The following is an 11,775-nucleotide window of genomic DNA, read 5'->3' as shown; positions in this document are numbered from 1 at the left end:
GCGCGGACGTGTCATATGAATCCGACCGTGCACTACGCACGCCCCGCGTCCACGCCTGCGCCATTGGATGATTCGAGCGGGAGATCAACTTGCGCTTGATGTGCGGCGCGCGTGTTCGCGCATCTCGCGAGGACTGACGCCGAATTCGCGGCGAAACGCGCGCGTGAAATCGGACGCCAGCTTGAAGCCATGGCGATAGGCGACTTCCTGCACCTGCCGGTCGGGACTGCCGACGAGTTCGGCATACGCAGCGTGCAGGCGCTTGCGCATGATGTAGCCGGCTACGCCGCCGACGCTTTCGAATGCCCGGTATAGGTTCGATCGCGAGATTTTCAACTTTTGCGCGATTCGATCCGGCGTCAGGTCGAAGTCGCCGAGATGCGTCTCTATATAAAGACGCGCACGCTCGAACAGCACCGACTCGATCGCACCGCGCGCCTGCTCCAGCCGATCCGAGGACAGCTGAATGCAGGCGGAAATCATCTGCGCAGTCGCCCGTCCCGCCTGCCGCAACTCCTCCGGGGACATCAGGATCAGGCGCGTCTCGAGTCGGTCGAGGTAGTCGGTCAACAGTTCGATCAGGTTGCCCGAAAGGAGGACATTGCTGATCTCCCCAAGCTGGTCCGCCACGCCTGCGAACGACCTGCGCGGCAAAGCCATCAACAGCCCATCATAGTTCGTGATGCTGCCGCGGAAATCGTCATCGAGCGAGATCAGGAACAGCGCGCCTGGTCCGGCATGAATCCGCCGCTCCGCGGTTTCGAACCGGGCTTCGCCGGCGCGCACCCGGAACAGCCACCAGATATCGACCGGCGTGCCCTGCGACGGCTGGGTCGCGCGCGCGAATGTTTGCGCGGCAAATCGGCCTGACGTGAAGACGACATCGGCCATGTTGCAGGTCAGATATTCTACCTCGAAGCCCTGCGCAGGACTGTGCCCCTCGGGCGGCGCGACGTCGACCAGCGAGGCCATGCGCGTCTTCCAGACCTCGAACTGCTCAGACGGCGGATAGGGCCGTGTCGTGAAAAGTCGCGGTGGCGCCGGGGCTACGTCCCTGATGTCTCGAGGTTCGCGAGGCAAGGGAACTTGTTCCAGGAGCTTCGCTGCGCTCACCGGCGTGTTGTCGTCTTGTTGCATGTACTTTCGTCCCCGCTGTCGCAAACGACGAACGTCGTCTCAACGAGGGGGCATTCCCATGGTTGCGTCGCCGGCCACTGGCGGGCTGGCAATTTTCTGGCGGACAAGGAAGCAGCATGTTCTGGATGCGGACATCATCCGCTTATGCCGGCCGCTCCTGATAGGGCCGATGGTTCCTGCGGCAGTCGTGCTCACACATGGCATTCATCATTGTCGCGTCATTGCATTGTCGCGTCACAGCCGATCCGGCTCGGAAGCTCCGTCACCGGGTCGGCTCGACTGATCTAGAGAACAATCTGTGCAAGGACCAGAGGGGCGACGACGTGCGTCGTGCGGAAATTCAAAATTTGCCTTCATGCGATGCGATCGGGCAACGCATCGTCGCGGACTGTTCGGAAAATTTTCTCGATCTCCGCGCCGAGACGAAACGAACGTCATAAGCGAGACGCGATCTAAGCACGGTACATGACACATCGAGAATCCCGCGCACGGGTTCCTCGGCGACCGCGACCAAGGACATTTGCCTAATCATGCAGCATCTCACCAGGTGCAACGTGAATGCAATCCATGCGGACGGCATACGTGAGCTGCACGAGGCGCAAATGTTGTCGCACGTTGCGGCATTCTCATTTGAACGTCGAGATGACGAAGGTCACAACGGCTCATCACGTTGCGAAGAACTTCCCGCTGGACACACGACGCGCGAAAGTAGGGATGCCTCAAGAAAGGAGCCCCGCCATGCGGCGGGGCTCCTGCTCGAGCATCCTGTTTCCGATCCGAATATCCTATTTCCGATCGGGGTTTTGCGCCGGCGTCTGCGTGCTCTGGCCTGCGCCGGACGATGGCGGATTGCTGCTCTGGTCAGGTTGGCTGGACTGCTTGTCCCGGCCGGCGCCTGGCTGGTTGGCGCTGCCCTGACCAACGGTGGACTGGCTGCGCGGCGCAGCCTGTCCTGTCGTATTGTGCTCCGGGGCCTGCTGTTGAGCGGATGGCTCATTTCCGGTCCGGCCGGATGATGACTGGCTCTGCGGCGAGTTCACCTGTCCCGTTGTTTGTCCATCCCGCGTTTGCCCGGTCGTGCCCTGCTCGGCGGGCTGCTGCCGTGCGCCGCCCCGGCCGACCGTCGACGGCTCTCGCCCCGCACCCTGGCCGATCCGGTCCGACAGGCCCAATGCGGCAACCGTGTGCGTGTCGACACTTCCGCTGGTCGCGATGCCCTCCCGGCGCTGGAACGTGATCAACGCCTCGCGGGTCCGCGTTCCCATGACACCGTCAGCCTCGCCGACCAGCAGGCCGCGGTCGATCAGCACCTGCTGCACCTCGCGGATCTGCTGCGGGTTCAGATCCATCATCGCATAGCTATCGCTGCGACCGCGATGGTGGCTGAAGCGCGTCCGCGGTCCGACCGGGACCACGTCGACCACGCGGCGATCGCGGTCGAGGAACACGACTTCATCCTCGACGACGAAGAAGCTGTCGTCGCGATAGTCCGGGAACGCATCGATCAGCACCGGGAAGGCGGCGACCGACACGACGTTGAACCTCCGGGGCACCACCACGCCCGGATTGACCGCGAAGTTGATCGCGTTGACGTTCACGCGCGGCGCGTTGCGCGCCGACAGTACGGAGCGCTGGATCGTGCTTTGCTGTTGCGCGGTCACGGTGCGCCCGGCCTCGGTCTGGACCGCGGCATTCGATTGGGTCTGAGCACTTGCACCGGCTTGTCCTTGGGCCTGACCGGTGGTCTGTCCGGAATTGACCTGTCCGGACTTGGCACCGGAGTTAACCTGGCCCTGCGTCGTGCCGGACTGCGAGGTGGCCGCGCCCGTGGTCTGGCCGGCTCTGGTGTTCTGGCCAGCCGGTGTGCCCTTGCCGGCTGTCGTGCTCTGGCCGGTCGTTGTGCTCGCACCCTTGCCTTGCCCCGACGCCTGGCCCGTTGTGGTGCCCTGACTGCGGTTCGCGGCGTTGGCGCGGTTCTCCTGCTGCTGGCTCTGCCGCGCTGTCGCGTTGCTGCGTTCGCGGGATTCAGATCGGCCCATCTGCTCGCGCTGGCTTCGGCCCTGGCCGACGGTCTGCTCCTGCCGGCCCTGAGCGCGCTCGCTCTGTCGATCGCCTCTCTCCTGCAACCGGCCGCTTTCGCGGGCTTGCCCGGTGGTCTGGCCCTGCACGCGTCCGGCTGCGCCGCCGCCGACCCGACCTTCAGCGCGGCCACCTTCTCTTGCGCCTGCGCCTTCTCTTGCGCCCGCGCCCTGGCCGACCGTCATGCCTTCGCTTCGCGACGGGCCGGGACTTCCATGCATTGCGCCGCCGGCATGTCCGCCTGATGATCCTGCGGACGGTCCGTGTTCGCTAGCACCGGCTCCGGCGCCCGCGCCGCCCGCACCACCACCCATGCCGCCGCCGCCTGCACCTTCGCGCATGCCTTGCGCCGATGCGAGACTGACGCCGGCGAACAGGATGGCTGTCGTCAGCAGCAATTTGCTCTTCATGATTCGGTTCTGCATTGCGGATTCCTCCTAAAAGTTCGACGGCTACCGGGTTCGCGAAAGCTGGCACGTAATGACCAGCGCTATCGCCGCAAAAGCCGCTTTCCAACAGGGCCGGTGAGATGCGCGGCGCAAGCGTGCACGCGACTCGACCAGTGAACCTGCGTTACGAAGAAACAGCGTCGCCGCCCTCGCCGTTCCTAGAAACGCGCTCGACGCGACATTTCGCATCGGGGAACTGCGGCGGAATCGTCCTGATCCCGCTCAAGGAACCGATTGCCGCCTCCCGCAGGCGCGTGGCGATTGGCAACCATTGCCACCCTGCCCCGTTGACCGGCTGGGCAATCACTATCGAGGAGGACGTCATGAGGAAAACAGCCCTTGTTCTTGCAACAGTCGGCGCGCTCGGGGTGGGCGCTATCGCAGCCCCCGCGCCCGCCGAAGCACGATGGGGACACGGAGGATGGGGTCCCGCGCTCGCAGGCGGATTGATTGCCGGCGCAGTCGTCGGCGGCCTCGCCTCGTCAGCCTATGGCTACCCCGGCTATGGCTATGACTACGCGCCCGCCTACTACGCGCCCGGTTACGCTTACGACTACGGCTACGACGCGCCGTATCGCTGGGGCGGCGGCTACACCACGACATATTATAGCGGATACAGCCCGGCCTATTACGGCTACCGCTATCGTCACGTGGTTCGACCGGCATACGCCTTCTATGGCGGCCCCTACCACCGCTGGCATCATCGCTGGCATCGTTGGTGAGACCGGGTAGAAGCTCGCCGAATTGCGCGGGCATGGCGGATGCCCGCGGCGGTTCGTCGGGCATGACGCTGGCGCCGTCAGCGGCAGCAACATCCGCGACATCGTGATCCTGCGCGTGCTCGGAACCATTCGGGATGCCGATCAAACGTCGAACACGTTTGTTCCGAGCCAGGCGCGGGAACCCGGTGTTTTTACCGTCGACGAAAGTCTCAATAAATGGACCGCGCCGCCATCGTAGATTTGTAACCATCTTGCAAATCGTTATCGCGCAAAAGTCGCGGACGGCCTTCACGCAACCTTTTGCAAACTCCAGACTGCCTACCGTCGCCGGATATTTGATTGGTAGTGGGGACGAGGAGATGGTTGGACCGCGGCCCAATATTTCGATGCGGCTCGGGGCCACGATCAGGGAACTGCATTCTGGCGTCGAGAACGATCCCGCCGTTTCGTTGGCCGGGACAAGTTCGGAGGTCGAGCGCCTGCGGGGCGTGATTGCACGCCTGATGCACACGGCGGCGCATGACCAGCTGACCGGGCTTCCGACGCGCAGCCTGCTGCTCGAACGGCTGGATCGTGAGCTGGCGCGCGAGGCCGATGGCGGCGCGCGGGTCGCGGTGCTGTTCGTCGATCTCGACAATTTCAAGCTCGTCAACGATTCGCTCGGCCACAGCAGCGGCGACAAGGTGCTGACCGAGATGGCCCGGCGCATCGTTGCATGTCTTGAACCTGAAGATACCGCGAGCCGGTTCGGCGGCGACGAGATGGTCGTCCTGCATCCGCGCGCCTCGGATTCTTCCGGCGCAGCGCTCGGCCGGCGGATCCTCGCCGCGCTGGCCGAGCCGATCCTGCTCTCCGGCAAGGAAGTCGTGGTCTCGGCAAGCGTGGGGCTCGCGCATTGCAAGCCCGGCACGAAGTGCGCCGAACAATTGCTGCGCGAGGCGGACACCGCGCTCTACGCCGCAAAGGTCCGTGGCCGGGCGCGATTGGCGGAGTTCAACGACGAGCTGCATGCCCGCGCCGAGAAGCGCGTCCAGATCGAATCCGATCTGCGGGCGGCGCTGCGGGAATCACAGCTGTTCGTCGAGTATCAGCCGCAGGTCCGCCTCAAGGACGGATGCGTGGTGGGTGTCGAGGCGCTGGTGCGCTGGCGGCATCCCGAGCGCGGCATCATCTCGCCCGCCGACTTCATTCCCGTCGCCGAGGAATGCGGCCTCATCGTCAAGATCGGACGGCAGGTGCTGCAGGAATCCTGTCGCCAGCTCGCCGAGTGGACGAGGCAGATGCCGGGCTGCCGGCTGGCCATGACCGTCAACGTGTCGCCGCGCGAGATCGCGGAGCCGACCTTCATCGAGGAGCTCCGCCAGGTGCTCGCCACGACCGCCGTCGATCCGACCGCCCTGTGCCTCGAAATCACCGAAAGCGTCATGATGAGCGCGCCGGAGGAGGTCGTCCAGGTCCTCGATCAGATCCGGCAGCTTGGCGTGTTTGTCGCGATCGACGATTTCGGGACCGAGCACTCGTCGCTGTCGCGCCTGCGCGACATGCCGGCGGAAGTCCTGAAGATCGACCGCAGCTTCATCGACGGTCTCAGCAGCGAGCCGGGCGATACCGCGATCGTGTCATCGATCCTGAGCCTCGCCTACGCGATGGGCAAGCACACCATCGCCGAGGGCGTGGAGAGGAGTGAGCAGGCCGCCATGCTGCTGCGCATGGGCTGCGACGTCGCCCAAGGCTATTTCTTCTCGCGGCCGGTTGCTGCCGAACAGATCGCGCCGATGCTGACCAAGGCACTCTGGCATCCAAGTTCGGGACGCGCGCTGCACGCCGCGCAGCCCGTCGAAGGGCCGGTGCGGCGCGGCCATCACTATTTCATCGATGAGTTTCTCGATCACATCGGGGCGCCGATGGGCACCAAGGCGACGGTCTCGCGATGATGTACCTCGTCATTGGCCTCAGCAATCTGGCGATCGGACTGGCCTACGCAGGCCTTGGGCTGTTGTCGGCGTGGGAAACGGTCAGCCTGCATCGCTATCGCGGCTGGTCCCGCTTCGGCATCGGGTTTTCGATGATGGCCGCGAGCTGCGGCCCGCATCATCTGGTGCATGGCTTTCAGGTGCTGCAGGGCGAGAGCGTGTCCTGGTCGATGCTCGCCGTCACCCTGCTTGGGCTGCCGGCGGGACTGACATTCGTGTTCTTGCGGTTCGAGACGGTGTTGGGCGGCCAGGGCGAGCGACTGATCGCGCTCTCGCCGCATCGCGCGATGCTGCTGGTCGGCGGGTTCGCGATCACCGCGGGCTGGCTCGCGGCCTGGGCGATGGCCCAGCCCGGTGCATACGTCCCGTTCCTTTGCACGTCGGCCGAGCTTGCCGCACGCGTGACGACGCCGGGCAGCTGGATCGACGTTGCCTCAGCCACGTTCTTCGCCAACGTGTTCGTGACCGTGACCTACGGCCTGGTCGGCTGGTATCTGGGTGACCATCAAGTGCGCCGCTATCTTGCGACCGGCGTGTGGTCGCTGTCTGGAGCGGCCTTGACTGGCGTGTTCTTCAGCTGCGCATTGATCCACCTGATCGATGCCACGACCCACGGCAGCGGCTCGATGCTCGTGTTCGACCTGATCGGCATTCCCGCCTCGGTGTATTTCCTGTGGGTCGTCGAGCAGCTGCACAGCGACTCCGTGCTGGACTGGAATCGGCGTCCGCTGGTCGGCGCCGCGGCCGCGCCGGCACGGCCCTCACCCTGGAGCGGCGGCGGCGTGCCGCGCTGAGCCGCCGCTTTCGGTCGGCCCGGGGGCGACATACCCGCCGGCGCAAGCACTCGGACGAAAATATCTGGATGCTCTTCACTCCGGAAAGTTCGCCCTGCGCAAGCCCTCGGCGATGCGATCGCTATCGGCCTGCCTCGCAAAACGGTGCAGCTCAAGCCATTTTCCGATCGTGAACGCGGGATCACGCCGAAGCACGGCGGCGGCCGCCTCCTGGGCTTCCTCATGGTTGCCAAGTTGGGCCGCGGCGGCGGCAAGCCATACGAAGGTCGGACGAAAGGTAGGCAAGCGCCGCGCGGCTGCGCGAAGACTTTCGATCGCTTCGGAATAGCGGCCGATGAAGTAATATGCGTTGCCCAGGAAGGTCTGGCAGGCGGGCGGGTGGAAGGGATCGAGCCTCATGATCCGTTCGAGGTGCTCCAATCCGTCTTCAAGGCGCCCCCAATGGATCAGCGCGAGCCCATAGCGATAGTCCACCAGATTCGGATTCAGTTCATATCCGCGAGCGAACTCCGCCTGGCTCTCTTCAGTGCGGTGTAGCCAACGCAAGATATGGGCAAGCGACACGCGTGCATCGGGCAGATGCGGGTCCAGTTCGACTGACTTTTGCGCCAACGTCAGGCCCCGCTCCTGCGTCGCCCGCTGCTGATACTCCGCTGCCAGCATCTCGTAGGGCTCGATCCAGGCCGCATGGCATGTCGAGGCGAGGCCGTGCACCGGCGGCGCATAGTTGCCGTCTGCCGCGATGGCCTGCTCGAAGAATAAGCGGGCAGCGATGATTCTTTGCCCGGTCGGATCGCCATGCAAGGTCTTCATAATCGCGTTGCCGCGCAACCAATAGTCATAGGCGGAGAAAGCGCCAGGCGGCTTGGCCATCGCGCGCTCGACCTCGAACCGCGAGAGATGCGCAACGAGGGTTCCGACGATTTTCTGGGTTACCTCATCCTGGACTGCAAAAATGCCCGTCAGCTCGCGGTCATAATACTCGGCCCACAGCTGCTCGCCGGTTGCTGCGTCGACGAACTCGGCGGTGATGCGAACCCGCGTGGCGTCGTGGCGGACGCTGCCCAACAGCAGGTAGCGGACGCCAAGTTCTGCCCCGATCTGCCGCACGTCGAGATTGGCGCCGCGATAGCGGAACGACGAGTGCCGCGCGATCACGAACAGGCCGGCAAATTTGGACAGGTTGGTGACAATGTCCTCCGAGATGCCGTCGCTGAAATAATCCTGCTGAGGGTCGCCACTGAGATTGGTGAACGGGAGAACGGCGATCGACGGGCGATCGGGAAGCGGCGGCCCCGCGCGGACGATGGGACGTGTGACGGGCACGGCTACCATGTAGCCCCGTCTCGGGATCGTCTTGATGATGCTCTGCTCGGCGTCACCGAGCGCAAGCCGAACGTCACTCATGCAGCGCGCAAGCGAATCGTCGGACACGACGACGTTGGGCCAGACCGCACCGATGATTTCTTCCTTGGAGAGGAGCCGCTCGGCGTTCTCGACGAGATGGCGCAGCACCTCAAAGCTCTTCGGCCGCAATTCGATATCCCGCCCGTCGGCGCGAAGGCAGCCGCGCGCCAAGTCCAGCGTGAACCGGCCGAACTGAAGATTGGTCGTCGCGGAGCCGTTCATCGCAGCCTCAGGAAGGTGACTCCGGCTCACGATAGCCAATCTTCAGCGCAATTTCAGCCGAATTGGAGCGGGCTTTCAGGACGATTTGTGCGGCGCTCCCTATGGTGCCCCTGCACGCCCCCGTGAATCCAATGGGAGAAGACCGATGAATGGGCGGAAATCCATCCTCTTGCTGGCGTCGCTGGTGAGCGCGCTCGCGGCATTCGACTGTGCCAGCGGGGCGGACGGCAACCACGGGGGGCCAGTCAAGATCGTCGTCCCCTATCCGGCTGGCGGCCCCGCAGATTTCGTCGGCCGCATCGTCGCGCAAAAGCTGTCCGAAAAGGCGGGCGCGAGGTACTATGTCGAGAACCAGCCGGGTGCCGGCGGCGCAATCGGCGCTGCCGCGGTGGCGCATGCGCCGGCGGACGGCCGGACGATCTTGCTGATGAATCAGGATTTCGTCGTCGAGCCTGCCGTCAAGGCAAAGGTGCCGTTCGACCCGTTCAAGGACTTTGCGCCGGTCGTCGAGATCGCCACCGCGCCCGAGATGATTTCCGTCAATCCATCGCTGCCGGCGAGCAGCATGCAGGAGCTCATTGCACTCCTGAAGGCCAATCCCGGAAAGTACAATTACGCGACGCCGGGTTATGGAACCTCGCCGCATCTCGGCGCCGAATGGCTGTTCAAGCTCACCTACGGTCTCGACGTTGTGGCTATCCCGTTCCAGGGCGCCGTGCCCGCCGTGCAGGCGACGCTCGCGGGCGATACGCAGATCATTCCCATTGTGGTGACGGCGGTCGCGCCATTGATCGCGGACGGCAAGTTGCGCGGTCTTGCGATCGCAGCTCACAAGCGCTCGCCTGTTGTCCCCGACGTGCCGACACTCGAAGAGCAAGGCATCCAGGGCCACGAGATCGGATTCTGGATCGGAGCCATGGTGCCGGCCGGCACCCCAACGGCGATTGTCGACCTGCTGCACGACCAGATTGCTGAAGCAATGGCACAGCCCGAGGTTCAGAAACGCCTCGCCGAGATCGGCTTCGAGCCGGCTGTGGGCACCACCCAGGACTTCATGACCTTCATCAAGGCCGAATCCGACAAGTGGAAAAAGGTCGTTAGCGATGCGCATGTCCACATCGACTGACGCGCGAGATCCGTCGATGACCGGGTCGGACCAGGCGATGAATGAACCTGCCCGCGCAATCCTTCACAGCGACATGGCCGGCGCCTCCGAGCCAACAGCCAGAAACGTAGCAACCCTTTGGCTATTCGTTCATCGTCGAGTATTGGAGAAAAGCAATGGTTGACGCCGCCTCTCTTGCCGCGCGCACCCCAGCACGTTACCAGCTCTTTTATCTTGTATCCTTTGTATCCTTTGCTGCGCTGATCGCCTTCGGCTTTTGGGCGGCCTTGATCGAGGCGCCGGCCGTGCGCGCGACCGCGCAAGAACGCCACGATCGCGAGATCCTCGCCGAAAATCTCGGCTTCTGCGAGAAATTTGGGATGCACTCCGGGACAAGCGAGTTTCAAGCTTGCGCCAGGGAGCTGGCAATCGTCAGAAAGAGGCAAGTCAGCCGCGACCATGCTGATGAGCTGGGCCTTCTCTGACCGCAACGACGCACGGCCGGCTCATTCGTCCAGAACAGAGAAGTCCAACCTCACGCGATTAGGGCCCGTCGCTCGCGCCTGGTTCGGACTGACGGGAGCGCTCCGCAGGCGTCATCACCACGACGAACAGCATGTTGATCAGCACCCAGATCGAAAGCAGGCTCAGCGCGGTGTGCACGGCGAATTCCGGTGGAACGGGAGGCGTCGATCAGTCGACGCGATGCCACGGCGTATCAGCACCAGAGCCGAAATACGACGCGTAGTAGCGCGGGCGTAATTCTACGGGACGTCACCGGACGACGAACGGGCCGAACGTTTGCATCAGTGAGAGGGTGGACGAAGAGGAAGACTCGGACGATTCATATCGCGAGAGTGCGAGGCTGCATCCCCACCAAAGCTGTCATCGCCCGGCTCGACCGGGCGATCCAGTACGCCGCGGCCCATCGATTCAATCACCGGCGCCTCTGGAATACTGGATCACCCGCTTTCGCTTTCGCGGGTGATGACAGTGAGAGCCTAGTTGTTTGGCAATTGAATCCGAAACCGCGGCCTCGCTATTGCGAAGCGTGGCTTGCCGAGCCGAAGCTCGCGGCCAAAGGCCCGCCTGCGCCCGTTGGGCTTCGGCCGTCGTCCGTCTTCGCTTTCACTTCGTTCAAGCTACGCCGGACACGCTTCGCTGGCGGTCTCCGGCGTGGCTGCGCCACGCGAAGCCCGTCAGGGCGAAGCGTGGTGGGTGCGACAGGGATCGAACCTGTGACCCCTACCATGTCAAGGTAGTGCTCTCCCGCTGAGCTACGCACCCAAAGCCATGTTTGGATCGGGTCCCTATAACGGACACCGGCGGGGCAGGCAAGGATACAAAGTGAAGGTTTTTTGGCGAATCAGGCCGCCAGCAACTTATTCACTTCGCTAACCAATTCCCGGAGGTGCACGGGCTTGGCCAGCACCTTGGCGTTTTTCGGCGCCTCCGAATCGGAATTGAGGGCCACCGCGGCGAAGCCGGTGATGAACATGATCTTGATATCGGGATCGAGTTCCGAGGCGCGGCGCGCCAGCTCGATGCCGTCCATCTCGGGCATCACGATATCGGTCAGCAGCATTTCGAACGGCTCCTCGCGCAGCCGCTGGTAGGCAGACATGCCGTTGTCGTGCGGCGAGACCTTGAAACCCGCATTTTCGAGCGCCTTGACCAGGAAGCGGCGCATATCGGTGTCGTCTTCGGCGAGAAGTATTTTCGGCATGGCAGGAATCGTCGAATCCGGCTGGAGGAGCAGTCCGAACAGTAAGCCCGACAGACGGTAAATTTCGGGTGAAATTTGCGTCAAGCCAGCGGCAAATGCGCACCACCGATTTGTGGACCGAACCACGCGACGAATCAACCGGGTGCGGTATTTCCCGCCTT

Annotated in this window: 10 protein-coding genes and 1 tRNA gene; 6 read left to right on the top strand and 5 right to left on the bottom strand. The window is 63.8% G+C overall.

The window, feature by feature from the left end; all coding sequences use genetic code 11:
- Positions 1 to 84: 84 nt before the first annotated feature.
- Complete coding sequence (locus tag QDT69_RS32015; RefSeq protein ID WP_279710457.1) at positions 85 to 972, bottom strand: helix-turn-helix domain-containing protein; 888 nt, start codon at positions 970 to 972, stop codon at positions 85 to 87.
- Between the two features lie 950 nt (positions 973 to 1,922).
- Positions 1,923 to 3,641, bottom strand: coding sequence for a peptidoglycan-binding domain-containing protein (locus QDT69_RS32010; RefSeq protein WP_279710456.1), 1,719 nt, complete (start codon positions 3,639 to 3,641; stop codon positions 1,923 to 1,925).
- Between the two features lie 347 nt (positions 3,642 to 3,988).
- Between QDT69_RS32010 and QDT69_RS32005 the strand changes: the two genes are divergently transcribed.
- From QDT69_RS32005 to QDT69_RS31990, 4 genes are all read left to right on the top strand, one after another.
- Complete coding sequence (locus tag QDT69_RS32005; protein ID WP_279710455.1) at positions 3,989 to 4,387, top strand: hypothetical protein; 399 nt, start codon at positions 3,989 to 3,991, stop codon at positions 4,385 to 4,387.
- A 22-nt stretch (positions 4,388 to 4,409) separates the two neighbouring features.
- Positions 4,410 to 4,625 (top strand): hypothetical protein, encoded by a 216-nt coding sequence (locus QDT69_RS32000; RefSeq protein ID WP_279710454.1) that lies wholly within the window; start codon positions 4,410 to 4,412, stop codon positions 4,623 to 4,625.
- Positions 4,626 to 4,746: 121 nt separating this feature from the next.
- Positions 4,747 to 6,321 (top strand): bifunctional diguanylate cyclase/phosphodiesterase, encoded by a 1,575-nt coding sequence (locus tag QDT69_RS31995; RefSeq protein WP_279710453.1) that lies wholly within the window; start codon positions 4,747 to 4,749, stop codon positions 6,319 to 6,321.
- Positions 6,318 to 7,154 carry a hypothetical protein gene (locus QDT69_RS31990; protein ID WP_279710452.1) on the top strand — a complete coding sequence of 279 codons (837 nt, stop codon included), beginning with the start codon at positions 6,318 to 6,320 and terminating at the stop codon, positions 7,152 to 7,154. The genes QDT69_RS31995 and QDT69_RS31990 overlap by 4 nt, the downstream gene beginning before the upstream one ends.
- Before the next feature lie 75 nt (positions 7,155 to 7,229).
- On the opposite strand, the gene QDT69_RS31985 is transcribed toward QDT69_RS31990, so the two are convergent.
- On the bottom strand, positions 7,230 to 8,783 hold the full coding sequence (locus QDT69_RS31985) for a winged helix-turn-helix domain-containing protein (protein WP_279710451.1): 1,554 nt from the start codon (positions 8,781 to 8,783) through the stop codon (positions 7,230 to 7,232).
- A 145-nt stretch (positions 8,784 to 8,928) separates the two neighbouring features.
- Here QDT69_RS31985 and QDT69_RS31980 point away from each other — a divergent pair, with 145 nt between their 5' ends.
- Both QDT69_RS31980 and QDT69_RS31975 read left to right on the top strand, forming a co-directional pair.
- Positions 8,929 to 9,909, top strand: a complete 981-nt coding sequence (locus QDT69_RS31980; protein WP_279710450.1) for a tripartite tricarboxylate transporter substrate-binding protein — start codon at positions 8,929 to 8,931, stop codon at positions 9,907 to 9,909.
- A 155-nt stretch (positions 9,910 to 10,064) separates the two neighbouring features.
- Complete coding sequence (locus tag QDT69_RS31975) at positions 10,065 to 10,373, top strand: hypothetical protein (protein ID WP_279710449.1); 309 nt, start codon at positions 10,065 to 10,067, stop codon at positions 10,371 to 10,373.
- A gap of 727 nt (positions 10,374 to 11,100) precedes the next feature.
- Here QDT69_RS31975 and QDT69_RS31970 read toward each other — a convergent pair.
- Together QDT69_RS31970 and QDT69_RS31965 are read right to left on the bottom strand one after the other, a co-directional pair.
- Positions 11,101 to 11,175: transfer RNA gene (locus tag QDT69_RS31970), tRNA-Val, on the bottom strand.
- A 79-nt stretch (positions 11,176 to 11,254) separates the two neighbouring features.
- Positions 11,255 to 11,614, bottom strand: a complete 360-nt coding sequence (locus tag QDT69_RS31965) for a response regulator (RefSeq protein ID WP_016843340.1) — start codon at positions 11,612 to 11,614, stop codon at positions 11,255 to 11,257.
- Positions 11,615 to 11,775 lie beyond the last annotated feature (161 nt).

The sequence above is a fragment of the Bradyrhizobium sp. CER78 genome, from assembly GCF_029846235.1.
Classification (GTDB): domain Bacteria; phylum Pseudomonadota; class Alphaproteobacteria; order Rhizobiales; family Xanthobacteraceae; genus Bradyrhizobium.
This window is presented reverse-complemented; position numbering and strand designations above follow the sequence as displayed.